We start from the raw sequence: 25,280 nt of genomic DNA, 5'->3' as shown, positions 1-25,280 counted from the left end.
ACGAAGGGCTGGTGTGCGATGACGGCAGACCGGACGGACCCGGTGGTCCGAACCCCGCACGGCGAGGTGCGCGGCCGCCGCGAGCACGGGATCGCGGTGTTCCGGGGCATCCCGTACGCGGCACCCCCCTTCGGTGCCCGCCGCTTCCGGGCGCCCGCGCCGCCCGAGCCCTGGGACGGTGTCCGGGACGCCGGCGCCTTCGGGCCGACCCCGCCGAAACCGCCGTACTCCGAGGCGTTCGCCCAGTACCTGTCCGACCCCTCCGTCCCCGGCGACGACTGCCTGAACCTCAACGTCTGGACCCCCGAGCCGGGCCCCGGCGCCCGGCTGCCGGTGCTGGTCTGGCTGCACGGCGGCGCGCTGACCAGGGGTTCCTCGGCGGTGCCGGTGTACGACGGACGGGCCTTCGCCCGCGACGGCGTCGTCCTCGTCTCGGTCAACTACCGGCTCGGTGTCGAGGGCTACGGGCTCTTCCCGGACGCCCCCGCCAACCTGGGCCTGCGCGACCAGCTCGCCGCGCTGCGCTGGGTGCACGAGTCCATCGCGGCCTTCGGCGGCGACCCCGGCAACGTCACCCTGGCCGGGCAGTCGGCCGGTGCGATCAGCACGGGCGTCCTGATCGCGGCCCCGCAGGCGCGGGGACTGGTCCGGCGGGCCGTGCTGCAGAGCGGTGCGCCGGAGGTCTCGGACCGGGAGAAGGTACGGCGCATGGTGCGCCGGATGGCCACCCGGCTGAAGATCCCCGCCACCGCCGCCGCCTTCTCGGACGTCGACCGCGACCTGCTGCTGCGCACCCAGGCCGAGGTGAGCCGGCGCAGCAGCCCGATCCTGGGCGGGCCCGGCTTCGGCCTCGTCGTGGACGGCGACCTCGTACCGACCGACCCGCTGCGGGCCCTCGTCGACGGGGACGCCGCACCCGGTATCGACCTGCTGATGGGCTGGACGCGCGACGAGTACCGGCTGTGGCTGGTGCCGGGCGGCCTGGTCGAGCACGTCGACCGGCTCGGCGCGGTCGCGCTGGCCGGGGCGATGGCCCGCTGCCGCGTCGGCCATGACGTGCCGCGCGGGTACCGCGCCCTGCGCCCCACGGCGGGCGCGGCCGAGCTGGTCGGCCAGATGGTCACCGACCACATGCTCCGCCTCCCCCTGCACCGCCTCGCCGACGCCCGCCCGTCCACTTCCCACGTGTACGAGTTCGCCTGGCCGTCCCTGCGCCCCGGCCTCGGCGCCTGCCACTCCCTGGAACTCGGCTTCGTCTTCGACACGGGCGAGGTCGAGGAGGCCGTCAGACTGGCGGGCAACGGCGGACCCCAGTCCCTGGCGGACTCGATGCACGCGTCCTGGGTCGCCTTCGCCACCACCGGCGACCCCGGCTGGCCCTCCTGGGACGCCACCCACCCCACCCGGATCTTCGACGGAACCGCCCCGCACCTCTCGCACGGCCCCCGTGACGCCGAACTCGCCCTCTGGACCGCCCGCCCCCTCGTTCCGTCCCAGGCCCCGGCCCCGACGGCGGACCGCCTCGCGGCGGTGAGACGGCTGCGGAGGTCGGCGGCGCTCCGGCGACGGTGAGGGGCCGCCACCCGGTCAGGCGCGGCCCAGCGCCCGGGCGATCGCGGTGATCGTCTCCGGGCCCACGCGGCAGCAGCCGCCCAGCAGGCGGGCGCCCGCCGCCGACCAGGCGGGGTTCAGGGTGGGGGTGTTGTCCCAGGTGCGAGTGGTCGCGTCCCACGTCTCGCCGCTGTTCGGGTAGGCGACCACCGGCTTGCCCGTCATGCGTGCCGCCGTCTCCACCGCTCGGGGGACGTCCTCGGGGGCGCAGCAGTTCACGCCCACCGCCAGGATCTCGTCGGCGTCCGCCGCCAGGGCGAACGCCTCTTCCAGGGGCTGGCCGGCGCGGGTGTGGTCGCCGTCGATGCTGTAGGAGAGCCAGGCGGGGATCCCCAGGCCGCGTACCGCGTGCAGCAGGGCCGCAGCCTCGTCGGTGTCCGGGATGGTCTCCAGGGCCAGGACGTCGGGGGACGCCTCGGCCAGGACCTCCAGGCGGGGGCGGTGGAAACGCTCCAGCTCGGCGCCGCTCAGGCCGTACCGGCCCCGGTACTCGGAGCCGTCCGCGAGCATCGCGCCGTACGGGCCCACCGAGGCCGCCACCCACAGGGGGCGGGTGACCTCGGCGCGCCGGGCGGCCTCTCGGGCCAGCTCCACGCTGGACCTCAGCAGGCGTGCGGCTTCCGCACGGTCGATGCCGCGCCCCGCGAAGCCCTCGAAGGTGGCCTGGTAGCTGGCGGTGATCGCCACGTCGGCGCCGGCCGTGTAGTAGGCGAGGTGGGCTTCGGTGATCGCGCCCGGGTCCTCCGCGAGCAGCCGCGCCGACCACAGCTCGTCGCTCAGGTCGTGTCCGGCTGCCGCGAGCTGGTTGGAGAGCCCGCCGTCCAGGACGAGCGGCGGACCCTCGGTCAGTGCGGTGGCCAGGTCGGTGCTCATCCCTCGACGCTAGACGACTCCAGGGCCTCGGTGAGCCGGTCCGCGAACTCCACCGGGTGCTCCAGCGTGCCCAGATGGCCACCGGGGAGTTCCAGCAAAGACCCGTCCGCCAGGAACTCGGCCACGCGGTGCGGGAGTTGGCCGCGTGCATCCGTACCCGCGGCCAGCGTCAGCCGGGGCGGCCGAGGCGGCCGGGGCGCGGGGACGTACGCGGTGAACGGACGCAGGACATGCGCGAGGAAGACCCCCATCGGGGTCGCCTCCGGCCCCTCCGCGGGCGGCCGGTCCGGCCCGTCCAGCGCGGCGATCAGCTCCCGCCGCCGCTCGGCCCCGTCCGGCAGCACCAGCGCGCACGGCGGCTCGTGCGCGACCACGTGCGCCAGCCGCTCCGGATGCCGCGCGGCCAGCGCGAGCGCCGCGACACCGCCCGAGCTGGTCCCGAAGACGTACCCCCGCCCACCGGGCGGCAGCACCGCCGCCAGCACCCGGTCGGCGCCGTCGGCCCAGTCCTGCGGCCGCTGGTCCGCCACCGGCTGTCCGAGGCGGCCGTGGGCCAGGCCCAGCGGGTCGTACGTCACCACGGTGAACCGGTGTGCCAGCCGCGCGGTCAGCGGACCCAGGCCCATCGGGTGCCCGGCGCCGCCCGGCAGGAGCAGCAGCACGGGTCCCGTACCCGTGATGTCGAAGTCCGGTGTCATCCCTGGTCCTCCCGCGGCCAGTTCTCGAGTGCCCGGTGCAGTGCCTCGACCCCCTTGTCCCAGGAGGCGTCCACATCGCGGTCGGCGCCGAAGCCGCCCGCCGACTCCAGCACGCAGTAGCCGTGGAAGGTGCTGCGCAGCAGGCGTACCGCGTCCGTGAGGTCGGGCTCGGCGAGGCCGTAGGCGCGCAGCATGCCGTAGGTGATCTCGGCGGTGCGGCGCAGGGCGGCCGAGTCCGCGATCAGGGACTGGTCGACGCGGATCTGGGTGGCCGCGTACCGGCCGGGGTGCTCATGGGCGTAGGCCCGGTAGGCGTCCGCGAACGCGGTCAGCGCGTCCCGGCCCGCGCGTCCGGCGACCGCCGCCGCGATGCGGTCGATCAGCTCGCCGCCCGCGTACAGCGCCAGCCGGGCGCGCAGGTCGTTGAGGTTCCGGACGTGCGAGTAGAGGCTCGCGTCCCTCACCCCGAAGCGCCGGGCCAGGGCGGAGAGGGTGACGTGCTCGAAGCCGGCCTCGTCCGCGAGCTCGGCGGCGGCCGCGACCAGCCGGTCGGCCGTGATCCCCGCGCGTGCCATGGACCCACCTCCTTGGATGCTTAGCTCATATCCTAGAGGGTCTAGGAAAGAACCTCCCGCACGAATTCGTTGGCGAACTTCCCGGCCGGGTCCAGCTCGGCGGCCAGCGCGCGGAAGTCGGCCAGCCTCGGGAACCGCTCCCGCACCACCGCCGACGGCATCTCGAACACCTTGCCCCAGTGCGGCCGGGCGTCGAGGACACCGAGCGCCGCCTCCACCGCGCGCACGGCGGGCAGCACGGCTGCCGTGTCCTCGATCCAGGTGAAGTGCAGCGCCACCGAGTCCCGGCCGTGGGCGGGGCTGAGCCACTGCGCGTCGGCCGCGACCGTCCGCACCTCGCAGGTCAGCACCACCCCGGCGAGCGTCGCCCGGATCGCGTCCAGGGCGTGCAGCGCGGCCGACGCGTCCGACCTCGGCAGCAGGTACTCCGACTGGAGCTCCGACCCGCTGCTCGGCGTGAACTCGGCCCGGAAGTGCGGCAGCCGCTCGTGCCAGGGGCCGGGCACCCCGCCCTGCTCGGTGCAGTTGACCGCGGGCATCCCCGGCACCGGATGCATCGGCCCGGACGCGGGCTGCGCCCACGGGAAGTCCACCGGGGCCTGATCGGTGCGCCGCTTCAGCCACACCTGCCGGAACCCCGGTGCCCGCCAGTCGGTGAACAGGCTCACGCTGTACGCCGAGGCCGCGACCTTCTCGTAGTCGAGCCCGTCCAGGGGCAGTTCGGCGAAGACGTGCTGCTCGACCTCGTACGACGGCTCCAGGTCGAGGGTGAGCGCGGTGACCACGCCGAGCGCGCCCAGCGAGGTCACGGCACCGTCGAAGCGGGCGTCCCCGCGCGCGATCCGCAGCGTGCCGCCGTCCGCCGTGATCAGCTCCACCTCACGCACCGCCGAGGCGAGCGGACCGTTGCCCACACCGGAGCCGTGGGTGCCCGTCGCCACCGATCCGGCGACCGAAATGTGCGGCAGGGACGCCATGTTGGCGAGCGCCAGCCCGTGCGCGTGCACGGTGCGGGCCAGCTCCGCGTACCGGACCCCGCCCCCGACGCGCACCGTCCGGGCCGTCGTGTCCACGTCGATCACGGCGGGCAGCCCGGCCACCGACAGCAGCAGGCCGCCGGCGCCGGGGTCCGCGATCCGGTTGAAGGAGTGCCCGCTGCCCAGCACCCGGACCCGCGCGGCGCCCGCCACGAGGGCCCGCAGCGCGTCCGGCGAGGTGGGCCGGTGGAACTCGTCGGCCGTGTAGGTGATGTTCCGCGCCCAGTTGGTGACCGCCCGCGCCGACTTGGTCATCCCTGCCGTCCCTCCCCGAGAGTGTCTGTGCCCAGACCCTCTCATCACTCCCGTGACCTGGGGAGACCCGGACCGCGGGAGATCGTCCGGGACAACACGTCGCACGCCTCACAGCCCCCCGGGAGGGCTTGCCGGTAAGTGGGGGCATACGGTGTGAGATGTACGTGTGAGCCGGGAGGAGACAGGGATGGGCAGCCGCACCGCGCTGGTCGAAGATCTGATGGAGCGGTTCCCGCATGTGCCACGGGAGGCCGTCTTCAAGGAGGACCTGCTCCGGGGCGGAGTCGCCTTCGACGCCTCGGCCCTCAGCGACAACGAGGGCGGCGAGGTCAAGCCGAAGTCGTACTTCATCTTCTCCTTCGACCACGGCACCCTCCCCGAGCTGGGCGAGGCCGCGCTCCGCAGGCCCCCGGAGGAGATCATCCTCACCGGCGGCCCCTACGACCTGCGCCGCACGGTCGTCTCCGTACGGGTGAACCCCGCATCCCCCTACCGGGTCGCCGCCGACGAGCACGGCCAGCTCGGCCTCTACCTCGACGGCAAGCGGATCTCCGACGTCGGCGTGCCGCCGATGCCCGAGTACTACCGGCACAAGCTCTCCAACGGGAAGTCGGTCATGGAGGTGGCCCCCACCATCCAGTGGGGCTACCTGATCTACCTGACCGCGTTCCGCGTCTGCCAGTACTTCGGCGCCAAGGAGGAGTGCCAGTACTGCGACATCAACCACAACTGGCGCCAGCACAAGGCGGCGGGACGGCCGTACACGGGCGTGAAGGACGTCGACGAGGTCCTCGAGGCGCTGGAGATCATCGACAAGTACGACACCGCCAAGATCTCCACCGCCTACACGCTCACGGGCGGCGCGATCACCACGAAGGTCCAGGGGCTGGACGAGGCCGACTTCTACGGGCGGTACGCCAAGGCCATCGAGGAGCACTTCCCGGGCCGCTGGATCGGCAAGGTCGTCGCGCAGGCGCTGCCCAAGGCGGACGTGCAGCGCTTCAAGGACTACGGCGTGCAGATCTACCACCCCAACTTCGAGGTGTGGGACGAGTACCTGTTCAAGATGTTCTGCCCCGGCAAGGAGCGGTACGTCGGCCGCGACGAGTGGCACAAGCGCATCCTGGACTCCGCCGACGTGTTCGGCGCGCGCAACGTGATCCCCAACTTCGTGGCGGGCGTGGAGATGGCCGAGCCCTTCGGCTTCACCACCGTCGACGAGGCCATCGCCTCCACCACGGAGGGACTGCGCTTCTTCATGTCCCAGGGCATCACGCCCCGCTTCACCACCTGGTGCCCCGAGCCCACCACCCCGCTCGGCAAGGCCAACCCCCAGGGCGCGCCGCTGGAGTACCACATCCGGCTGCTGGAGGCGTACCGCAACACCATGGACGACTTCGGTCTCTCCTACCCGCCCGGCTACGGCCCGCCCGGCCCCGGCAACGCGGTGTTCTCCGTCAGCTCCTTCATGGACAGCCTCTCCGCCGAGGAGCCGGTGGAGGTCTGACCCCGCGCGTTGAACCGCCCGGCGCCCGCCTCCGTACCCCTGTACGGAGTGGCGGGCGCGCGGCGGTGGCCACGGTCACGCCGAGCGACGAGTGGCTCACCCGATCCACCTGAGCCGCTTGTCAGCCCGGCGGCGGCGTGAAAGGCTCCTGCCTCCGCGAGGCCCCTCAACTCCATCACCGCTCGGATGAGTTGCCCCTCGCTCGTGGATGCTGGAGACCGATGTCCGATCTGCCGCCCCCTCAGGACGCCGCCGAGGCGGCGTTGTTCGCCGAGTGCTGGGACGCGGTCCTCTCCTATGCGGACCTGTGTACGGCGGGTGCGGGAACGGCACATCAACTGGCCGACGAAGCCTTCACCTTGGGGATGCGGGATCTGCGCGCCGCGCAGAGCGCCGTACGCGGCCGCACCGCCCGGCTGCCGGTCATCCCCCAACTCCTCACCGCCGTACGGGAGACGGTGGCCGGCTGGGAGAGCGCGGGCAAGGGGCACCAGCTCGACCCCGACCTCCGCCTCTGGCTCAACTCCGAGGTGGCCGCCCGCTACACCGGCCCGCCGCTGGGCCGCCCCATCGCGCTGCGCGGCCTCAGGGACATGCCGGAGGCCGACGCCACGCTGCTCTGGCTCGCCGACGTGGAGGCGCTCCCGCTGCCCACGGTCGCCCGCCGCCTGGGTCTGGACCCGCTGACCACGGCCGCCGAACTCGACCAGGTCCGGGTCCTGTTCCACGACCGCTGCCACCGCGCCCACCGTGACACCCCGCTCGACGCCGAGTGCCGTAGCTACGCCCGCCTGCTGGACGCCGTCACCCGCTCGCCCGGCGCGGAGACCCCCGAGGACCTCTCCCGCCACCTCGCCACCTGCGTCCCGTGCGCCGAGGCTGCCGCCTGCCTCCGTCTGCACGGCGGCGGAGTCCCCGCCGCACTCGCCGGGGGCGTCATCGGCTGGGGCGCCCTCGCCTACCTGGAGCGCCGCCGCCGCGCCGCCGAGGTCCGCCTCGGCGTGGGCGGGCCCGCCGGCCCGGGAACCGGACCGGGCGACGAGGCGGCCCGCGGCCGCGTACTGCGCGGCAGCCTCCTGGCGGCGGCCGGCCTGCTCTCCGCGGTCGCGCTGGGCGTCTCCCTGATGCCCTTCGGCACGTCCGACGACGACGCCCCCGGCCGGGACGACCAGAAGCCGATCGCCGCCCCCGACGTCCCGCACCCGACCCCGGCCCCCTCGCGCTCCTCCCGCTCGGCGGCCCCGGCCACGACCCGCACCCTCCCGGTCAGCCCCGCCCCGAAGCCGACCCCCACCCGGCGGAAGTCCCCGCCCCCCTCCCGCAAGCCCTCCGCGACCCCCTCCCAGGCCCCCGAGCCCAGCGCTCCGCCCACCTGCCAGGTCTCCTACCACCTGGACGACGAGTGGAGCGACGGCTTCCAGGCGAGCCTCCGCATCACCACCGACGAGCCGCTCTCCGGCTGGCAGGTCGCCTGGACCTTCCCCGACGGCCAGCGGATCGGCCAGACCTGGGACGCCACCCCGCACCAGAACGGCGCGAAGGTCACGGCGGACGCCAAGGACTACAACCGCGCCGTCCCCGCCCACGGCACGGTCGCGTTCGGCTTCATCGGCGCCTCGCACGACGGCAACGGCACGCCGAGGACGTTCACCCTCAACGGGGCGCCTTGCGCGACGAGCTGACTGGTGCCCAGCAGCTCCGCACGCCCACGGTTCCCGCCACGCCATACGGGACGACGCGTTGTCGGTGCCCGCAGCTAAGTTCGGCTCCGTGGCCAACTCCTACACCGTGCTGTGGACCAACGATCTCTGCCGTGAACTGATACACGGAGGCTTCACGGGGCAGCGTCCGACGACGTTCTTCGGCGGACCCCATCAGTCGCGTCCGAGCTTCCGGCAGGCCGGTGTCACGCCGGGCGACCGTATCTTCGCCGTTCGCGCCTGGAGGACCGGGCTGTACCCGGTGTGCTCGATGGAAGTCCAACGCATCGTCGACTACGACAAGGCGGGTGCGGAGCTCGCCGACGAGGACTATCCCAAACTGGTCCACTGGCGCCCGTTGAAGAGCGGCTGCCTCTCAGAAGTCGTGCTGGGGCCGCCTGGCAGCCCGCTCAGGTTCGACCGGCCGCTGCCCGGACACCACCTTGGACACCTCATCTTCGTCTCGCGACGGGGCGAGCGGAAGCTCAAGTACGTCGAGAACGGTCGGCTCCTGCGGGCGGTGAGCCTGCAAGGGATCTACCGGCTCGCACCTGAGTCCGCAGAGGTCATCGACCGGCATCTCACCAGCGAAGAGGCAGTCGCGTGAACAACCCGTCCGAGCTCCTGCGGCGCGTGCGTGACCGGGCCGAGCAGCAGACAGGGGGCCTTGCCCCGTGCGTCGGTGAACAGGACGTCGCCGATGCCGAGCGGATACTCGGCTTCAGCCTGCCGCCGCTGCTGCGCCTTTTGTACCTCCAGGTCGCCAACGGCGGATTCGGACCCGACTACACCCTGCTGCCGCTGGTCGGCGGCGGGCGGACCGCCGTGGCCGAGTACGGGCCGCTCCGCGACTCCCGCCCGGCGTACTGGCCACGGGGGGTGCTGCCCATCCTGGACTGGGGCTGCGGCATGTACGCCGCTGTCGACTGCCTCGCCCCCGACGCGCCCGTCCTCCTCTTCGAGCCCAACGCCGGCCCGGACGACTGGGCCGACGCGTGGTTCCTGGACTCCCCGTCCGTGGCCCGGTGGCTGACCTCCTGGCTCGACGGGACCGGCTGGTGGGAGGAGGAGGTCATGATGGCCGAGGACGGGCCGGAACCCACGCCCTGGCCCGATGCCGCGCGCCGCCTGGCAGCGGGTGCCGGCCGGTGACGGCCACACGACTGCGGCTGTTCGCTGACTACTTCCAGTTGCACGTGATGGACGAGGACGCCGAAGACGATCTGGGGGAGGCGTGGACGCAGGAGGCGGTGTCGGACGGCATCGCCGTATCGCGGCGGACGCTCGGCATCGGCACCGCGGTCGACATGGACGTCACGGTGACGGTCGAACTGCTCGACCGTCCGCCGGGTGACGACAGCGACGCCTTCGACCATGTGGTGGAAGCGAGCATCGAGGTGCCTACCGGCCGCATCGCGGTTCTGGGCTGCACGGACTACCTACCGGACGCCGCGCGCTTCGAGGTCCCCAAGGGCTCCGTACGGGTCCGTGCGTCGCGGACGAACCTGGCGAACGTCCGCCTGCCGGACGAGGAGGGGTACGACGACCCCGAGGGCATGGAGCAGGTACACCTCCGGATCTGGCCGGCCCCCTGCAGCGCCCCCGTCGTGATCAAGCGCTGGGTGGCGACCGGTACGACAAATCCGGTGGGGGATTAATTCGGTGGTGTCCGCCGACCGTTGCCTCTAGTGTCGTCCGTGTTCGCGTGGCGGCCCGTCGGGTCGTCGTGGTGGTTCGGTGTGGTCCAGGAGGTGTGACCGATGGCTGTCTCTGTGGTGGGTGCTGTGCGCATCCGGACGTTCATCCTTGTCACCTCCGTGGCTTCCGGCTGACCTCTCTCCTTCCGCGCCGACGCGCGTGTGCCGGGGCCACCCTTCGAAGGGTCACCCCTTGTCTTTCTCCACCCCCATGAGTCCGTCGTCCTCCTCGCATCCGCTCGTGCCGTACGGCTGGGATGCCGACTGGGAGACGGCGTTCGCCCCCTATGCCGGCCAGGGCCTCGTACCCGGCCGCGTCGTACGCGTCGACCGCGGCCTGTGCGATGTCGTCACGCCGGGCGGCACCGTCCGTGCCGACACCGAGTTCGTCGTCCCGCGTGACCCGATGAAGGTCGTGTGCACGGGGGACTGGGCCGCGGTCGACCCCGAAGGCAGCGATCCGCGGTTCGTGCGGACGCTGCTGCCCCGCCGCACCGCGTTCGTACGGTCCGCCTCCTCCAAGCGGTCCGACGGGCAGATCCTGGCCGCCAACGTCGACCACGCCGTCGTCGCCGTGTCGCTCGCCGTGGAGCTCGACCTCGGCCGGGTCGAGCGGTTCCTCGCGCTGGCGTGGGAGTCCGGGGCGCAGCCGGTGGTCGTCCTGTCCAAGGCCGACCTCGTGCCGGACCCCGTGACGCTCGCGCACCTCGTGCAGGACGTCGAGACCGCCGCGCCCGGTGTGCCCGTGCTGACGGTCAGCGCGCTGCACGGCGACGGGCTCGACGTGCTGCGGGCCCTGATCGGCACCGGTACCGCCGTGCTGCTCGGGCAGTCCGGCGCGGGCAAGTCCACCCTGGCCAACGCGCTCGTCGGCGCGGACGTGATGGACGTCCGGGCCGCGCGGGACGTGGACGGCAAGGGCCGGCACACCACGACCACCCGCAACCTGCTGCCCCTGACCGGCGGTGGCGTGCTCATCGACACGCCCGGACTGCGCGGCGTCGGCCTGTTCGACGCCGAGGGCGGGGTCGGGCAGGTGTTCGCCGAGATCGAGGAGCTGGCGGCGCGCTGCCGGTTCCACGACTGCTCCCACGAGTCCGAGCCCGGCTGCGCCGTCGCCGCCGCCGTGGACTCCGGCGAGCTGTCCGTCCGCAGGCTGGAGAGCTACCGCAAGCTGGTGCGCGAGAACCAGTGGATCGTCGCCAAGACCGACGCCCGCCTGCGCGCCGAGATCCGCAAGGACTGGAAGCGCAAGGGAGCCGAGGGCCGGGCCGCCATGCAGGCCAAGCGGGGGCACTGGTCCTAGCGACCCCTGAGGGAGGGGGCCGGGCTGCATGTCCGTTTTCCGCTGGCCCGGCCCCCTCCCGACGTCCGACACTGGACGCATGACGGACGATGACAGCAGGTACGAGGCGGTGCGCAGCCGCGACGGGCGGTTCGACGGCGTCTTCTTCTTCGCCGTCCGGACCACCGGCATCTACTGCCGCCCGAGCTGCCCGGCGGTGACACCGAAGCGGTGCAACGTCCGGTTCTTCCGCACGGCCGCCGCCGCCCAGGGCTCCGGCTTCAGGGCCTGCCGCCGCTGCCGTCCGGACGCCGTGCCGGGCTCGGCGGAGTGGAACGTCCGCGCGGACGTCGTCGGCCGGGCCATGCGGCTCATCGCCGACGGCGTCGTCGACCGCGAAGGCGTCACCGGCCTCGCCGCCCGCCTCGGCTACAGCCCCCGGCAGGTGCAGCGCCAGCTCACCGGCGAGGTCGGCGCCGGACCCGTCGCCCTCGCCCGCGCCCAGCGCGCCCACACCGCGCGGACCCTGCTGCGGACGACGGAACTCCCGGTCACCGAGATCGCGTTCGCGTCCGGATTCCGCAGCATCCGCCAGTTCAACGACACCATCCGCGAGGTCTACGCCCACACCCCCACCGAGGTACGGAACGCCGCCCCGCGCTCCCGCCGGGCCACCCCCGGCACCGGCATCCCGCTGCGCCTGGCCCACCGGGGCCCCTATCAGGCGGCCGCCGTCTTCGACCTGCTCACGCGCGAGGCCGTACCCGGCGTCGAGGAGGTGACCGGCACCCCCGGCAGCCGCGTCCACCGGCGCACCCTGCGGCTGCCGTACGGCACCGGCGTCGCCGTCGTCCACGAGCGCGCCCACGTCTCCGAGCCGCGCGGCGGCACCCGGCCGGGCGGCTGGCTCGACGCCCGTCTGCTGCTCACCGACCCCCGCGACCTCACCACCGCCGTGCACCGGCTGCGCCTGCTGTACGACCTCGACGCCGACCCCTACGCCGTCGACGCCCGCCTCGGTGCCGACCCCCGGCTCGCCCCGCTGGTCGCCGCCCGGCCCGGCCTGCGCTCACCCGGCGCCGTGGACCCGCTGGAGATCGCCGCCCGCGTCCTGACCGGGTCGCCGGAGGCCCTGGAACGGCTCGTACTCCGCTACGGCAAGGCGCTCGACGCGCCCAGTGGCGCCCTCACCCACCTCTTTCCCGAGCCCGCCGTCCTCGCCGAGGCGGAGGCCGGGACCCCGCTCGGCACGCTCGCCGCCGCCCTCGCGGACGGCCGGCTGCGCCTCGACGCCGGCGCCGACCGGGACGAGGCCCGGCGCGCTCTGAGCGAGCTGCCCGGCATCACCCCGGACACCGTCGCCGCCCTGAGGGCGCGTGTCCTGGGTGACCCGGACGTCACCCCACCCGGTACGGACCTGCCCGAAGCCTGGCGGCCCTGGCGGTCCTACGCCGTCCGACATCTACGGGTCGCCGAGGAGCTGAACGAGTGATGGCGATCATGGACAACCCTTACTGGACCGAACTGGCCTCCCCGGTCGGCCCCCTGCTGCTCACCGCTGACGCCGACGGCGTGCTGACCTCGGTCTCCGTGCCCGGCCAGAAGGGTGGCCGGACCGTCCAGGAAGGCTGGCGGCACGACGCCGGCCCCTTCCGGGATGCCACCGACCAGCTCACCGCCTACTTCGCCGGAGACCTGGAGAAGTTCGACCTGCCGACCCGCACACAGGGCACCGACTTCCGCGAACGCGTGTGGACCGCCCTGGACGCCGTCCCCTACGGCGCCACCACCACGTACGGCGCGATCGCCGCCGAGGTCGGCGCCCCGCGCGCCGCGATCCGCGCGGTCGGCGGCGCGCTGGGCGCCAACCCCCTGCTGATCGTCCGCGCCTGCCACCGCGTCATCGGGGCCGACGGCACGATGACGGGGTACGCGGGCGGACTGGAGCGCAAGATGTGGCTGCTGCGGCTGGAGGGGGTCCTGGGCGACGCGTGACCGGCTGGGCCGAGCGGGTGCGCCCCCGGCGATGGCGCCCGGGCACCGGCCGCCGGGTGTGGCACCGTCGCCTCCGGCGGGCCCGCACGCGGGCGGGCCCGGTGCGGAAGGGCGGACATGGGCTACGTCGCACGGTTCCTCACGGTCCTGCTGCTCGTACTGACACCCACTCCCGCCTGGGCCACGGCGGGACATCAGTCCTGGACCGGCACCTGGGAGGCCGCGCCCTCCGGCGCCGCCCCCGCCCTGCCCGGCGCCGCCATCCGCAACGTCGTCCACCTCAGCGTCGGCGGGCAGGCCCTGCGCGTCCACATCAGCAACCGGCTCGGCACCGCCCCGCTCCGCCTCGGCGCGGTGACCGTCGCCCTCCGGCACGGCCAGGGCCCGGACGCCGCCCCCGGCACCCTGCGCACCGCCACCTTCCACCACGCGCCGACCGCCGTGATCCCGCCCGGCCGGGACCTGCTCACCGACCCCGTCCAGCTCACCGTCCCGGCCGCCGCCGACCTCCTGGTCACCGTCCTCACCCCGGACGACTCCGGCCCCGCCACCCAGCACGGCACCGCCCTCCAGACCAGCTACGTCGCCCTCGTCGGCGCCGGTCACGCGGCCGACGAGGACGGTTCGGCGTACCGGACCCCGGTCAGCAACTGGTACTACGTCACCGGGGTCGACGTACGCTCCACCGCCACCGGCAGTGTCGTCGCCTTCGGGGACTCCCTCACCGACGGCCACGGCTCCACCCCCGACACCAACCACCGCTGGCCCGACCTGCTCGCCGGACGCCACCACCGTCTCGGCGTCCTCAACGCGGGCGTCGGCGGCAACCGCCTCCTGCGCGACGGCACCGGACCGAGCGCCCTCGCCCGGCTGGACCCCGACGCCCTCGACCGCGCCGGGGTCCGCGTCCTCGTCGTGTTCGAGGGGGTCAACGACATCAACGGAACCCCGGCCGCGACAGACCCGGGCGCCTACGCCGACGCCTACCGCACCCTCGTCAGCCGCGCCCACGCCCGAGGCATCCGGGTCGTCGGCGTCACCCTCACCCCGTACGGCGGCCACCCGGCGCACACGGCGGCCCGCGAGACGGTACGGCAGCGGGTCAACGACTTCATCCGCACCGGCGGCGCCTTCGACGCGGTCGCCGACGCGGACGCCGCGCTGCGCGACCCCGCCGACCCCGAACGCCTGCTGCCGCGCTACGACCCCGGCGACCATCTGCACTTCAGCGACGACGGCATGCGAGCGGTCGCCGACTGCGTGAGCCGCGTCCTGCTGTGAGCGGTCAGCCCCAGAGCACCGCGCCCAGCCACGCGCCCGCGATCAGCAGGCAGGCGAACAGCTCCGTGAACACGCTGGAGCCGCCCGAACGCATCGCGGTGCGCAGCGCGGTCATCGCCTCGCCGTGCCGGCCGAGCCGGAGCCGCTCGCAGAGGTAGATCCCGCCCATGAAGCCGGGCAGCGCGCCCACCACCGGCAGCAGGACGAACCCGAGGACCGCGCCGACACCCGCGTACACCGCCATCCGGGGCGTGGCGCCGCTCGCCCGCAGCCGGCGCGCGGGCAGCGCCCAGCGCACGACCTGCGCCAGCAGCAGGACGACGGTGGCACCGACCAGGACCGCCCAGGCCAGGGGAGCCGGGTTCGTCAGCGCCCACCACAGGACTCCGGCCCACACCAGCCACGGCCCCGGCACACCGGGCACCAGCACTCCGCACAGGCCGAGCGCGATCACCAGGCCGACCAGCAGGAGTTCCCACGCTCCCATCTGCCCAGCGTGCCCGAGCCCGGCAGGAACCGCAGATCTCGTACGGCCGTTCGCCCTGTCCCCCGATGCGCTGTGCGAGGAGGGTGAGGGCGCCCGATTTTCCCGATGCCCCGTTTCCGAGAGGCCCGCGCGGTGACAATTACCGGCATGAGTCAGCAGGGGGGCGGGCCCACTCGCCAGGACGACGACTGGTGGGGGCAGCTCTACGACGAAGCGGCCGACGACACGGGCCCCACACCGGTCCCGGATTCCCTGGACGACCGTTACGCCTCGGTGAAGCGGGCGACGACACGGGAGACCAGACCGCCGGACCGCACGGAGGACGGCGGGGCCGGGACCGGGGAGCCACCCGGCGCGCCGCCCCACCCGGACCGGCGGGCCGGGGACCAGGCCCGGCTTCCCGAGGAGCCGCCACGCGAGGAACAGCCGCACTTCCCCGCCCAGCGCACCGGTGAACAGCCGCCCGCCCTGCCTCCCGGACCGGCGGCGCCTCCGGCCCCGCCCGCCGACACGGCCGCCCCCGAAGCGCCGACAGGCCGCCCGCCGGCCGTCCCGCCCATGCCCGGCTGGCCCGCCCAGATGCCCGCGCCGGACGAGCCGTCCGAAGCCCCGCGCCCCGCTCCACCGTCCGGTGTCCCCGCCCCTCAGGGCCCCGTCGTCACCGGTGTCGCCCGGTTCACGCCGGGACACCCGGCCGCGCCCCCCACCCCCGACTACGTCGGCTCCCGGCCGCCCACCTACGCCCCCGAGCCCACCGCGCTCCCCGCCGCCGACCCCGATCAGCTCGGCGAGCTGGTGCCCGACACGGTGCTGGACGGCGCCCGGTACGGGGCGTGCACCCTGCGGGCGGTGTCGCTGCGCGGGGACTCCGCGCGGTACCGCGGAGAGGCACGGCGGGACGCCCTGCTCACCGCGCGGTTCGGCACGGGGGAGCAGGCCCTCGTGCTCGTGGCCATGGCCACCGGCGTGCGGGCCGCGCCCGGTGCGCACCGGGCGGCCGCCGAGGCGTGCCGGTGGATCGGGCAGGCGGTGGGGCGCAGCCATGAGCGGCTGGCCGAGGATCTGCGGGCCGGCCGCCGCGGCGACCTCAAGTCCGGGCTGAACCGTCTCACCGACCGCACTCTGGGCAAGCTCCGCGCCGCCTCCGAGGAGCCCACCGCGAGCCTGCGCTGTCTGCTGCTGCCCGCCGACCCCGACTGCCGCACCCGGATCTTCTTCGGCGCCGGGGAGGGCGGACTGTTCCGGCTGCGGGACGGGGAGTGGCTGGACATCGAACCGGGGGCGCCCGGTGGAACACCGCCCGCCCCGGGCGCGCTGCCCGCGGAGACCCCGGACGGCGACCGCCTCACCCTGGACCTCGGCATCCCGGTCCCGCCGAGCCCGTACGAGCCGGTCGTCGCCCCGGCCGAGCCGCCGCCCATGCCGTTCCGGTTCCGGGCCGCCGTAGCCCGGCCGGGTGATGTGCTGATGATGTGCACCTCCGGACTCGCGGACCCGCTGCGCGGGGAGGCGGCGCTGCGCGCTTTCCTCGGCCGTCGCTGGTCGCGTGCCGCAGCGCCCGGCCTCGCGGGGTTCCTCGCGGACGCCCGGACGCGGGTGAAGGGGTACGCCGACGACCGTACGGCGGCCGCCGTTTGGGAGGCGTGACCGGGCCCCCTGTGACTTGATGGGACGGCAGGGCGTATCCCGGGACCGCGAAGGGGCGGACGAGCGTCATGGCCAGACAGAACGTCGCCGAGCAGTTTGTCGACATCCTCGCCCGCGCCGGGGTGCGCCGAATGTACGGCGTCGTCGGGGACAGCCTGAACCCGGTCGTGGACGCCGTGCGCCGCAACGCCGCCATCGACTGGGTGCATGTGCGCCACGAGGAGGTCGCCGCCTTCGCGGCCGGTGCCGAGGCGCAGGTCACCGGCAAGCTGACCGCCTGCGCGGGCTCCTGCGGCCCCGGCAACCTCCACCTCATCAACGGCCTGTACGACGCCCACCGCTCCATGGCGCCCGTCCTGGCCCTCGCCTCGCACATCCCGTCCAGCGAGATCGGCCTCTCCTACTTCCAGGAGACGCACCCCGAGCGGCTGTTCCAGGAGTGCAGCCACTACAGCGAGATGATCTCCAACCCGCAGCAGATGCCCCGGCTGCTCCAGACCGCCATCCAGCACGCGATCGGGCAGCGCGGCGTCAGCGTCGTCACCCTGCCCGGCGACGTGGCCGACCAGCCCGCGCCGGAGCAGACCTTCGAGAGCGCCCTGGTCACCTCCCGGCCCACGATCCGCCCCGGCGACGCCGAGATCGACCGCCTGGTGGAGATGATCGACGAGGCCGGCAAGGTCACCCTGTTCTGCGGCGCGGGCACGGCGGGCGCCCACGCCGAGGTGATGGAGTTCGCCGGCCGCGTCAAGTCCCCGGTGGGCCACGCCCTGCGCGGCAAGGAGTGGATCCAGTACGACAACCCCTACGACGTGGGCATGAGCGGGCTGCTCGGCTACGGCGCCGCCTACGAGGCCACCCACGAGTGCGAGCTGCTGATCCTGGTCGGCACCGACTTCCCGTACAACGCGTTCCTGCCCGACGACGTGAAGATCGCGCAGATCGACGTGAGGCCCGAGGTCATCGGGCGCCGCTCCCGGCTGGACCTCGCGGTGTGGGGTGACGTCCGCGAGACGCTGCGCTGTCTGATTCCCCGGGTCCGGGAGAAGACGGACCGCCGCTTCCTGGACAAGATGCTGAAGAAGCACGCCGACGCGCTGGAGGGCGTGGTCAAGGCGTACACCCGCAAGGTGGACAAGCACGTTCCCATCCACCCCGAGTACGTGGCGGCCGTACTGGACGAACTGGCCGACGACGACGCGGTGTTCACCGTCGACACCGGGATGAACAACGTCTGGGCCGCGCGCTACATCTCGCCCAACGGCCGCCGCAGGATCATCGGGTCCTTCTCGCACGGCTCGATGGCGAACGCGATGCCCATGGCGATCGGCGCCCAGCTCACCGACCGGGACCGGCAGGTCGTCTCCATGTCCGGTGACGGCGGGTTCACCATGCTGATGGGCGACTTCCTGACCCTGGTGCAGCAGGATCTCCCGGTGAAGATCGTGCTGTTCAACAACTCGGCGCTCGGCATGGTGGAGCTGGAGATGCTGGTCGCGGGCCTGCCCTCGTACGGCACCACCGACGTCAACCCCGACTTCGCCGAGGTCGCCCGCGCCTGCGGCGCCTTCGGGGTGCGGGTGGAGAAGCCCAAGCAGCTCGCAGGGGCGCTCAAGGACGCCTTCAGGTACAAGGGTCCGGCGCTGGTGGACGTCGTCACCGACCCCAACGCCCTGTCGATCCCGCCGAAGATCAAGGCCGAGATGGTCACCGGGTTCGCGCTGTCCGCGTCGAAGATCGTGCTGGACGGCGGGGTCGGCCGGATGCTGCAGATGGCGCGCTCCAACCTCCGCAACATGCCCCGGCCCTGAATCCGCAACGTGCCCCGGCCCTGAACCGGCCCCCGGAAGCGGTGATTTCCGGTCAGTTTCACCGCGTGTGACCGGTTGGGGGCAGTGGGTGTCCGAATGGGCCCGCAGGAGTCGTCAGTCGGCTCCTGCGACGTCTTCAGGCCGCCGCGGCGCTTTCCGTACGGCTTCCGGGACGCCGGCCGGGCCGCCCGTGCGACCACCGTGCGTGGCCGAAGACCCGGCGGTCGCACGGCGGCCATGACTGGCCGGTGGCCCGCTGGGCAAGCATCCGTCGTGGACGCGGTCGACCAGAAGGGGGAGGGCCGGCGACGTGTGGGCGGGGGTCATGACGATGCAGGCGCGAGGGGGTGGTCCCGTGGCGGTGGGGGCCTCTCCGGCGGACATGGGGGACGACGAGACGGGCGGCACGCGTGAGGCCCAGCGGCTCAGACGGGACCTGGTGAGGGCCGACCTCGCGGCGGTGCCCGAGGCGCGGCGCGAACTGCGCGCCCTGCTGCGGCACTGGGACCGGCCGGACCGGTCCGACATAGCGGAACTGCTCACCAGCGAACTCGTCACCAACGCCCTGGTGCACACCGATGACGACGCGGTCCTCACCGCCGTCGTCTCCCCGCGCGGACTCCGTGTGGAGGTACGGGACTTCGTGGCCCGCGGCCCCCAGGTGCGCACCCCCGAGCCCGAGGAGGACACCAACGGCCGGGGCATGGTCCTGGTCCAGTCCCTCGCGGACGCCTGGGGCGTACGGGCGCACGACGTCGGCAAGTCGGTGTGGTTCGAGCTGGGCGCGGAGGCCGCGTAGGCGGACACGGCGGCGGGGGCGAGGAAGCGATTCATCAGGATCGCCTCCCCGCCCCCGCCGTGACGGAACTCAACCGAACTGCTGCTCGAGGTCCTTCAGCTTGCGCTCCAGCGAGTCGAGCCGGGGCAGTGCCATCGTGTCGTCCTCCGCGGTGAGGTCGACGGTGACGGGTTCACCGCCCTTGCGCACCGACTGCAGGGACGGCCGCTGGCGGGCGGTCAGCTTGTCCGGCGCCGCTATGGCGGGCTCCCCGGTCGCGGAGGCGGGGGCGCGGTCCATCTGCACCTCCACCGTCCGTGCGGGCGTCCGCGTCACGACGCCTCGGGCGCCTCGGCTGAGCGCCTTCAACTGGGCGCGTTCCACCCGCTGCTGGTCGCGCCGGCGCTGGCGTGCCTCGTCCTTCTGCCGCTTGTCGTCGCGCACCTCCTCGACCGCCTCGTCCAGGCTGCGCACGCCCTCCAGGAGCATGAGCGACCAGGCCCGGTAGGTCTCTCGGGGCGCCCGCGCCCAGCGGACGATGCGGATCTGGGGCAGCGGGCGCGGCACCAGACCCTGTTCGCGCAGGGCCGCCCGGCGGGTCTGCTTCAGCGCGCGGTCGAACAGCACTGCCGCCGAGAGGGACATGCCGGAGAAGAACTGCGGCGCCCCGTCGTGGCCCATCCCCCTGGGCGCGTGCACCCAGTTGAACCAGGCCGCGGCGGCGGCGAACATCCACACCAGCATCCGGGAACCCAGGGCGGCGTCGCCGTGGCTGGCCTCGCGCACGGCGAGGACCGAGCAGAACATGGCCGCGCCGTCCAGGCCGAACGGCACCAGGTACTGCCAGCCGTCGGTGAGCCCGAGGTTCTGCTCGCCGAAGCCGACCAGGCCGTGGAAGGAGAGGGCGGCGGCCACCGCCGCACAGCAGAAGAGCAGGACGTACGAGGCGCTTCCGTAGAAGGCCTCCTTGCGCCTGCGGCGCTCCTCGCTGCGTTCCCAGGAGTCGTCCGCGGCTGTCTTCTCCCCGGAAGAGCGCTTGCCGCGCGCGAGCACCGCGATCGCCGCCAGCAGGCCCAGGAGCAGCACGGCGCCCGGAAGCAGCCAGTTCAGCGATATGTCGGTCATTCGCATCAGGGGTCCCTTGCCTTGGGATAGGGCGTATCGCCCGTCATAGTGACCCATTCCCGGCGACCGGCCGGGGATTTCGAGGCAATGGACCGCCAAAGGGGCCCGAGGTCGGGGAGGTGACCGTGTTTTGCTCGAACTCATCGCGGTGAAGGGGCGGTTGAGTTCGATTAGCGGTGCTCGAACGAGTGGTTCCGGCGGCCTCAGGCGGCCGCGGCGGCGGTCAGCTTGGCGATCCGGTCGCTGTCGCAGGTGCGCGGGCAGGTGGCGCAGGTGTCCTCGGGGCGCAGCGTATAGAACATGCAGCAACTGACCCGGTCGCGGGTGGGCAGCGGCTCGCCGCCCGGGCCGGTCAGCTCACGGAAGGCGGCCGAGCCCGCGTACGGCGCGGTCGCGCCCGGCAGCAGCAGCTCCAGCTCGCGCACCGCGCGCCCCTCCTCGCCCTCGCCGAACAGGGAGGCGAGGTACCACAGGCTCTCCACGACCTCGTCCGTCGCCATGCCCCACAGGGCGCGGCCGCGCCGCCGCATGCGCGGCCCGAAGCCGCCCAGCACCGGTTCCAGGTGCTCGGCGACGGCCGCGCGCACCTCGGCCCGAAGCGCCTCCTCGTCGGCCACCACGACAGCCTCGGGCAGTCCGGCCGCCGGGTCGTCCGGCAGGCAGGCGAACCCGGCGGGGCGCACGGCCATGCGGCCCTCGGTGCGGTGGTAGGCGACGTGGGCCGCGGGCAGCCGGGGCACTCGGCGCTGCAGGAACCAGGGGACGGTGATCAGGAGGCAGGCGGGCCAGGCGTAGCGGTGCAGGCCGAAGCCGGCGATGACGTCCGGGCGGGCGGCCCGGCCGTAGTCCCGCAGCACCTGGGCGTCGTCCCAGGCGAGGAAGGAGTCGAGCTGGACCCCGCCCGCGGCGAGCCCGTCGGCGCTCACCCAGCCGTCGCCCGCGGGCAGCACCCCGTCCGCCGCGTCCTCCAGGACCGTCACGCTCAGCCCCGGATAGACCTCGCCGAGCCGGGCGTACGCGGCGGTGAGCGGCGAGGCCGTAGCGAGCATGGCGGGACCACCGATCCTTCGAACACGGGGGCGGGTGTAGAGGTAAGCCTAACCTTACCCGTCTCTCCGGGAATTTGAACTGCCGCCTCCTGCGCCTAAGGTGCTTGACGGACATGTGACGGTCCGTCGTCCGTGTCCCGGGGCCCGGCCCCAGGGCCGGGCGCCCCCGAAGCCCCGGCCGCCGACCAGCCCGAGGAGGACCCGTGAACCAGGGCCTGCACGACGTCTCCGGGACGGGGCTGCCCTGGCATGCCGCGCAGCCCGCACCCCCGCGGGTGCCGGCCCGGTCCGGCGCCGCCGAGATCCGCGAGCGGGCGGCGGGCACCTCCGGTGTGCGCGGTGAGCACACGCACAGCGAGCCACCGCTTCCCCGGCCGCGCACGGTCGTGCAGCGGGCCTCGGTGCGCGGCCAGATCCTCGACGCGCTGCGCACCGCGCTGACGACGGGCGAACTGTGCCCCGGCGAGGTCTATTCGGCACCGGTGCTCGGCGAGCGCTTCGGGGTCTCGGCCACCCCGGTCCGCGAGGCCATGCAGCAACTCGCGCTGGAGGGCGCCGTCGAGGTCGTCCCCAACCGGGGCTTCCGGGTCGTACGGCGTGGTGCCCGCGAGCTGGCCGAGCTGGCGGAGGTGCGGGCGCTGCTCGAAGTCCCCGTACTGCTGCGGCTGGCCGGCACCGTCGCGGCCAACCGCTTCGCCGAGCTGCGCCCGCTCGCCGAGGACACGGCCCGCGCCGCCGCCTCCGGCTGTCCCGCCCGGTACGCGGAGGCCGACCGCGCCTTCCACCGCGCCCTCCTCGCCCTCGCGGGCAACGAACAGCTCCTCCGCATCGCGGAAGACCTCCACCGCCGCGCCCAGTGGCCCCTGGTCGGCACCCCGCCCCGCCAGCACCGGGCCGTCCTGCTCCGGGACGCCGCCCAGCACACCGCCCTGCTGGACGCGTTGGCCTCCGGCGACCTCGACGCGGTGGGGGAACTGGTCGCCGAGCACTTCGCCCAGCGGGACTGAGCGGAGCCGTAGTCCGTCAGGCCGTGGCCGCCCCCGGTGCCGGTGGGGTCAGGTGGTCCGCGAGCCAGGTGGGGACCCCGCCGAGCAGGCGGAAGAGGCGCCGGGCTTCTTCCCGGAGGCGGGATGCCTCCGGTTCGGGCTCGGTCTCGGCGAGGGAGACCAGGGCGGGCGCCGTGCCGACCAGGTAGCCGAGTTCCTCGCGCAGGCGGAGGGACTCGGTGAAGCCGTGCCGCGCCTCGGCCAACTCGCCCTCGCGCAGGGCCAGTCCGGCGAGGTGGCGCCAGGTGAAGGACAGCAGGAGCGGCTCGGACTGGGCGGTCGCGCCCGCGTGGGCCCGGCGGTAGGCGGCGCGGGCGGCCTGCGGGGCATGAGCCAGGTTCTCGGCGAGCAGCCCCCGGCGGAAGTCCAGCAGGGCCCGCCCCGGAGCCCCCGGAGGGATCAGCGCGGCCGCCCGGCCGAGCGCGGCCCGTGCCTCGTCCGCCCGGTCTCGTACGCCGTGCAGCGTGGCGGTGTAGGCGAGCTGGCCGCGCTCGCAGGCGGCCGCCCCGCGCTCCTCGTCGCTGTGGGCCCGCGCCTCGGCGGTGCGCAGCGCGTCCTCGGCCGCCTCCCAGCCCCGCTCGGTGTACAGGCACCGCTCCACCAGCAGCGCGGCCCGCTGGAGCGTCGCCCTCGGGGTGTCCGTGGGCAGGAGGGCCGCGGCGTCGGCCCAGCAGGCCCGCGAGCGCAGCCGCCACACCGCTGTCTGGAGCGGATCGTCATCGGCGGTCGTTCCGTTACCAGACATGGCGGGATGCGCCACGTTGCCCTCCCCGAGCACGCCGTCGAGCTGTTGAGTGGTGGCGTGCATTCCAGCACCGATCACCGGGCCGGGCCAAGAGGGTGGGTGAAACTTTTCACAAAGTTCCGGAGCGGTGGCCGATCGGCCAGCCGGTGGCGCCGGAAGATCGAATCCGGTCCCCGGCGCCGACCGCCGCTGATCACGGGCGTGGGGGTGCGCTCAGCTCATCCTGAGGGCGAGGAAGAAGTCCAGCTTGTCCTCCAGGCGCGACAGGTCGCGGCCCGTCAACTGCTCGATGCGGCCCACCCGGTAGCGCAGGGTGTTGACGTGCAGATGGAGCCGGCTCGCGCACCGGGTCCAGGAGCCGTCGGAGTCGAGGAACGCCTCCAGGGTCGGGATCAGCTCGGCCCGGTGGCGGCGGTCGTACTCCGTGAGCGGGTCCAGCAGCCGGGCGGTGAAGGCGCGGCGCACGTCGTCCGGGACGAACGGCAGCAGCAGGACGTGCGAGGCCAGTTCCTGGTGCCCGGCGGCGCACACCCGGCCGGGCCGGGCGGCGGCGACCCGGCGGGCGTGCCGGGCCTCCTCCAGTGCCCCGCGCAGCCCCTCCGCCGAGTGCACCGCGGCGCTGACGCCGAGGGTGAGCCGCCCGTCGCCCTCCAGCCCCGCCGACAGCGCCTCGCGCACCGAGCGCAGCAGGGCGTCGGCGTGCAGGCCGGCCTCGGAGCCGTCGTGCTCGGCGGAGACGGCGGGCAGCGGCACCAGCGCCACGGCCTCGTCCCCGGTGTGCGCCACGGCCACCCGGTCGGCCGGCTCCGGGCCGGTGGCCAGCGGGTCGACGAGGACCTCCTCCAGCAGCGACTGCGCGACAGGACCGCCCGCGACGGCGCCGTCCTCCCACTCGACGCGGGCCACGACCACCTGCCAGTGCGGGGCCGCCCCGAGCCCCGGCAGCAGCACCGGCGCGGCGACGCGGAGACGCGCCGCGATCTCGGCTGGCGCGGCGCCGCTCTGCACCAGCTCCAGCACCTCCTGGGCGAGGCGGCGCCGCACCGTGCGGGCGGCGTCGCGCCGGTCCCGCTCGACGGCGATCAACTGGGTCACGCCCCGGAGCAGGTCGAGCCGCTCCTCGGGCCAGTCGGCGGCGTCCGCGTCGACGGCCAGCAGCCAGTCCGACAGCACGGTCTCGCGCACGTCCCGCACGGCCTGCGGGGCGCGGCCGGAGGAGCGGACCGGGAACAGGGAGTACGTGGTGCCGTCGAGCTGGACCCGGTGGGGGCCGCGCCGCCCGGTGCGCACGGCCGCGAGATGCTCGGCGGCCAGTCGCGCGCAGGTCTCCGGCGGCAGCGCCGGGCCCGCGACCTTGGACCCGGCTATCAGCCGCCCGGTCGGGGAGAGCACCCAGGCGCGCAGGTCGAGGTCGCTGCCGAGCAGGTCGAGGACCACGTCCGGGCCGCCGCCGGCGGGGCCGGAGGTCATCATCCGCCGGTGCCGGTCCACCACGGCGGCCAGGTCACCGGCCCGCTCGCCGGACACCTGGCGCACCACATGCTCGGTGATGGTGGCGAAGGCCACCGACTCGTGCACGGCGAACAGCGGCATCCGGTGCCGGGCGCAGGCCAGCACCAGGTCCTCCGGTACGTCGCCCAGCTCGGCCTCCCCGGCCGCCAGGGCGGTGACCCCGGCCTGCACCAGGAGGCGGACGAACGGCTCGGAGTCGGCGGCGTCGCGGCGCCAGGCCAGGCCCGTGAGGACCAGCTCACCCCCGGAGAGATAGCGGCTCGGGTCCCGCAGGTCGGTGGTCATGACCCCGCGGACCGTACGGTCCAGCTCGTCCTCGCCGCCGAGCAGCCGCAGCCCCAGCGCGTCGGTGTCCAGCAGTGCGCGCAGCCGCATCTCGTCGCCGCCGTTCTGTGTCGAAACTTCGATTGATCCTGATGGGTGACGGAGGCGGAGCCGGTGCGGGGCGCGCGGGCCGTGCCCCGCACCTGCGGTGTCTCCTGTGTTTCACGGGGAAAACAGAGAGGTTGCCGATGGCCTTCGTTCATACGAATCTACAAGATGACCGCCGTGGCCAGCCAACTCCT

The 25,280-nt window shown here is 74.0% G+C and carries 23 protein-coding genes; 14 read left to right on the top strand and 9 right to left on the bottom strand.

What is annotated here, in order from left to right:
• The first annotated feature begins 18 nt into the window (after window positions 1-18).
• Window positions 19-1,572 (top strand): carboxylesterase/lipase family protein, encoded by a 1,554-nt coding sequence (locus HEK131_RS20715; protein WP_244336512.1) that lies wholly within the window; start codon window positions 19-21, stop codon window positions 1,570-1,572.
• 15 nt (window positions 1,573-1,587) lie between these two features.
• On the opposite strand, the gene mmuM is transcribed toward HEK131_RS20715, so the two are convergent.
• From mmuM to HEK131_RS20695, 4 genes are read right to left on the bottom strand one after another with little or no spacing between them, the layout of a single operon-like run.
• Window positions 1,588-2,484 (bottom strand): homocysteine S-methyltransferase, encoded by an 897-nt coding sequence (gene mmuM, locus HEK131_RS20710; RefSeq protein ID WP_244336511.1) that lies wholly within the window; start codon window positions 2,482-2,484, stop codon window positions 1,588-1,590.
• A complete protein-coding gene (locus tag HEK131_RS20705; RefSeq protein WP_244336510.1) occupies window positions 2,481-3,182 on the bottom strand; it encodes an alpha/beta fold hydrolase in 702 nt (233 codons plus the stop codon). Before HEK131_RS20705 ends, mmuM begins: the two co-directional genes overlap by 4 nt.
• On the bottom strand, window positions 3,179-3,757 hold the full coding sequence (locus HEK131_RS20700; RefSeq protein ID WP_244336509.1) for a TetR/AcrR family transcriptional regulator: 579 nt from the start codon (window positions 3,755-3,757) through the stop codon (window positions 3,179-3,181). Before HEK131_RS20700 ends, HEK131_RS20705 begins: the two co-directional genes overlap by 4 nt.
• A gap of 41 nt (window positions 3,758-3,798) precedes the next feature.
• A complete protein-coding gene (locus HEK131_RS20695) occupies window positions 3,799-5,049 on the bottom strand; it encodes an FAD-binding protein (RefSeq protein ID WP_244336508.1) in 1,251 nt (416 codons plus the stop codon).
• Window positions 5,050-5,236: 187 nt separating this feature from the next.
• Between HEK131_RS20695 and HEK131_RS20690 the strand changes: the two genes are divergently transcribed.
• From HEK131_RS20690 to HEK131_RS20650, 9 genes are all read left to right on the top strand, one after another.
• Entirely contained in the window at window positions 5,237-6,556 is a 1,320-nt protein-coding gene (locus HEK131_RS20690; protein WP_217463233.1) for a radical SAM protein, read from the top strand.
• A 221-nt stretch (window positions 6,557-6,777) separates the two neighbouring features.
• Window positions 6,778-8,238 (top strand): cellulose-binding domain-containing protein, encoded by a 1,461-nt coding sequence (locus tag HEK131_RS20685; protein ID WP_244336507.1) that lies wholly within the window; start codon window positions 6,778-6,780, stop codon window positions 8,236-8,238.
• An 88-nt stretch (window positions 8,239-8,326) separates the two neighbouring features.
• Window positions 8,327-8,863: a hypothetical protein gene (locus tag HEK131_RS20680; protein ID WP_244336506.1), complete on the top strand. Its 537-nt coding sequence runs from the start codon at window positions 8,327-8,329 to the stop codon at window positions 8,861-8,863.
• Entirely contained in the window at window positions 8,860-9,408 is a 549-nt protein-coding gene (locus tag HEK131_RS20675; protein ID WP_217465329.1) for an SMI1/KNR4 family protein, read from the top strand. The genes HEK131_RS20680 and HEK131_RS20675 overlap by 4 nt, the downstream gene beginning before the upstream one ends.
• The gene (locus tag HEK131_RS20670; protein ID WP_244336505.1) at window positions 9,405-9,914 is read left to right on the top strand and encodes a hypothetical protein; all 510 of its coding nucleotides are present in this window, start codon (window positions 9,405-9,407) and stop codon (window positions 9,912-9,914) included. Before HEK131_RS20675 ends, HEK131_RS20670 begins: the two co-directional genes overlap by 4 nt.
• Before the next feature lie 250 nt (window positions 9,915-10,164).
• A complete protein-coding gene (rsgA, locus tag HEK131_RS20665) occupies window positions 10,165-11,259 on the top strand; it encodes a ribosome small subunit-dependent GTPase A (RefSeq protein ID WP_244336504.1) in 1,095 nt (364 codons plus the stop codon).
• 79 nt (window positions 11,260-11,338) lie between these two features.
• Window positions 11,339-12,730, top strand: coding sequence for a DNA-3-methyladenine glycosylase 2 family protein (locus HEK131_RS20660; protein WP_244336503.1), 1,392 nt, complete (start codon window positions 11,339-11,341; stop codon window positions 12,728-12,730).
• Window positions 12,731-12,738: 8 nt separating this feature from the next.
• Window positions 12,739-13,233 (top strand): methylated-DNA--[protein]-cysteine S-methyltransferase, encoded by a 495-nt coding sequence (locus HEK131_RS20655; protein WP_244452090.1) that lies wholly within the window; start codon window positions 12,739-12,741, stop codon window positions 13,231-13,233.
• A gap of 117 nt (window positions 13,234-13,350) precedes the next feature.
• Entirely contained in the window at window positions 13,351-14,514 is a 1,164-nt protein-coding gene (locus tag HEK131_RS20650) for a GDSL-type esterase/lipase family protein (protein ID WP_244336502.1), read from the top strand.
• A 4-nt stretch (window positions 14,515-14,518) separates the two neighbouring features.
• Here the strand turns inward: HEK131_RS20650 and HEK131_RS20645 are convergent, their stop codons facing one another.
• Window positions 14,519-15,001 (bottom strand): DUF456 domain-containing protein, encoded by a 483-nt coding sequence (locus tag HEK131_RS20645; RefSeq protein ID WP_217465326.1) that lies wholly within the window; start codon window positions 14,999-15,001, stop codon window positions 14,519-14,521.
• Between the two features lie 147 nt (window positions 15,002-15,148).
• Here HEK131_RS20645 and HEK131_RS20640 point away from each other — a divergent pair, with 147 nt between their 5' ends.
• The 3 genes from HEK131_RS20640 to HEK131_RS20630 all read left to right on the top strand — a co-directional run bounded on the left by HEK131_RS20640 (window position 15,149) and on the right by HEK131_RS20630 (window position 19,258).
• The gene (locus HEK131_RS20640) at window positions 15,149-16,648 is read left to right on the top strand and encodes a protein phosphatase 2C domain-containing protein (RefSeq protein ID WP_244336501.1); all 1,500 of its coding nucleotides are present in this window, start codon (window positions 15,149-15,151) and stop codon (window positions 16,646-16,648) included.
• A 68-nt stretch (window positions 16,649-16,716) separates the two neighbouring features.
• Window positions 16,717-18,459, top strand: a complete 1,743-nt coding sequence (locus HEK131_RS20635) for a pyruvate dehydrogenase (RefSeq protein ID WP_244336500.1) — start codon at window positions 16,717-16,719, stop codon at window positions 18,457-18,459.
• A 355-nt stretch (window positions 18,460-18,814) separates the two neighbouring features.
• Window positions 18,815-19,258 carry an ATP-binding protein gene (locus tag HEK131_RS20630; RefSeq protein ID WP_374201512.1) on the top strand — a complete coding sequence of 148 codons (444 nt, stop codon included), beginning with the start codon at window positions 18,815-18,817 and terminating at the stop codon, window positions 19,256-19,258.
• Between the two features lie 69 nt (window positions 19,259-19,327).
• On the opposite strand, the gene HEK131_RS20625 is transcribed toward HEK131_RS20630, so the two are convergent.
• Both HEK131_RS20625 and HEK131_RS20620 read right to left on the bottom strand, forming a co-directional pair.
• Window positions 19,328-20,368: a DUF2637 domain-containing protein gene (locus HEK131_RS20625; protein ID WP_217465322.1), complete on the bottom strand. Its 1,041-nt coding sequence runs from the start codon at window positions 20,366-20,368 to the stop codon at window positions 19,328-19,330.
• Between the two features lie 197 nt (window positions 20,369-20,565).
• Complete coding sequence (locus HEK131_RS20620) at window positions 20,566-21,411, bottom strand: (2Fe-2S)-binding protein (protein ID WP_217465321.1); 846 nt, start codon at window positions 21,409-21,411, stop codon at window positions 20,566-20,568.
• A 203-nt stretch (window positions 21,412-21,614) separates the two neighbouring features.
• On the opposite strand from HEK131_RS20620, the gene HEK131_RS20615 reads away from it, so the two are divergent.
• Complete coding sequence (locus HEK131_RS20615) at window positions 21,615-22,418, top strand: GntR family transcriptional regulator (RefSeq protein WP_432215653.1); 804 nt, start codon at window positions 21,615-21,617, stop codon at window positions 22,416-22,418.
• Window positions 22,419-22,434: 16 nt separating this feature from the next.
• Here HEK131_RS20615 and HEK131_RS20610 read toward each other — a convergent pair whose 3' ends face one another.
• Both HEK131_RS20610 and HEK131_RS20605 read right to left on the bottom strand, forming a co-directional pair.
• Window positions 22,435-23,202: a hypothetical protein gene (locus HEK131_RS20610; RefSeq protein WP_217465354.1), complete on the bottom strand. Its 768-nt coding sequence runs from the start codon at window positions 23,200-23,202 to the stop codon at window positions 22,435-22,437.
• Window positions 23,203-23,415: 213 nt separating this feature from the next.
• The gene (locus HEK131_RS20605) at window positions 23,416-25,089 is read right to left on the bottom strand and encodes a PucR family transcriptional regulator (RefSeq protein ID WP_244336499.1); all 1,674 of its coding nucleotides are present in this window, start codon (window positions 25,087-25,089) and stop codon (window positions 23,416-23,418) included.
• Window positions 25,090-25,280: the final 191 nt, after the last annotated feature.

Origin of the sequence: Streptomyces seoulensis, assembly GCF_022846655.1 — a bacterium.
Lineage (GTDB): Bacteria > Actinomycetota > Actinomycetes > Streptomycetales > Streptomycetaceae > Streptomyces.
This window is presented reverse-complemented; position numbering and strand designations above follow the sequence as displayed.

Coding starts and splice junctions, on each gene's coding strand:
- HEK131_RS20715 (WP_244336512.1), top strand. CDS start 19: ATGACGGCAGACCGGACGGACCCGGTGGTCCGAACCCCGCACGGCGAG.
- mmuM (WP_244336511.1), bottom strand. CDS start 2,484: ATGAGCACCGACCTGGCCACCGCACTGACCGAGGGTCCGCCGCTCGTC.
- HEK131_RS20705 (WP_244336510.1), bottom strand. CDS start 3,182: ATGACACCGGACTTCGACATCACGGGTACGGGACCCGTGCTGCTGCTC.
- HEK131_RS20700 (WP_244336509.1), bottom strand. CDS start 3,757: ATGGCACGCGCGGGGATCACGGCCGACCGGCTGGTCGCGGCCGCCGCC.
- HEK131_RS20695 (WP_244336508.1), bottom strand. CDS start 5,049: ATGACCAAGTCGGCGCGGGCGGTCACCAACTGGGCGCGGAACATCACC.
- HEK131_RS20690 (WP_217463233.1), top strand. CDS start 5,237: ATGGGCAGCCGCACCGCGCTGGTCGAAGATCTGATGGAGCGGTTCCCG.
- HEK131_RS20685 (WP_244336507.1), top strand. CDS start 6,778: ATGTCCGATCTGCCGCCCCCTCAGGACGCCGCCGAGGCGGCGTTGTTC.
- rsgA (WP_244336504.1), top strand. CDS start 10,165: ATGAGTCCGTCGTCCTCCTCGCATCCGCTCGTGCCGTACGGCTGGGAT.
- HEK131_RS20660 (WP_244336503.1), top strand. CDS start 11,339: ATGACGGACGATGACAGCAGGTACGAGGCGGTGCGCAGCCGCGACGGG.
- HEK131_RS20655 (WP_244452090.1), top strand. CDS start 12,739: ATGGACAACCCTTACTGGACCGAACTGGCCTCCCCGGTCGGCCCCCTG.
- HEK131_RS20650 (WP_244336502.1), top strand. CDS start 13,351: ATGGGCTACGTCGCACGGTTCCTCACGGTCCTGCTGCTCGTACTGACA.
- HEK131_RS20645 (WP_217465326.1), bottom strand. CDS start 15,001: ATGGGAGCGTGGGAACTCCTGCTGGTCGGCCTGGTGATCGCGCTCGGC.
- HEK131_RS20640 (WP_244336501.1), top strand. CDS start 15,149: ATGAGTCAGCAGGGGGGCGGGCCCACTCGCCAGGACGACGACTGGTGG.
- HEK131_RS20635 (WP_244336500.1), top strand. CDS start 16,717: ATGGCCAGACAGAACGTCGCCGAGCAGTTTGTCGACATCCTCGCCCGC.
- HEK131_RS20625 (WP_217465322.1), bottom strand. CDS start 20,368: ATGCGAATGACCGACATATCGCTGAACTGGCTGCTTCCGGGCGCCGTG.
- HEK131_RS20620 (WP_217465321.1), bottom strand. CDS start 21,411: ATGCTCGCTACGGCCTCGCCGCTCACCGCCGCGTACGCCCGGCTCGGC.
- HEK131_RS20610 (WP_217465354.1), bottom strand. CDS start 23,202: ATGTCTGGTAACGGAACGACCGCCGATGACGATCCGCTCCAGACAGCG.
- HEK131_RS20605 (WP_244336499.1), bottom strand. CDS start 25,089: ATGCGGCTGCGCGCACTGCTGGACACCGACGCGCTGGGGCTGCGGCTG.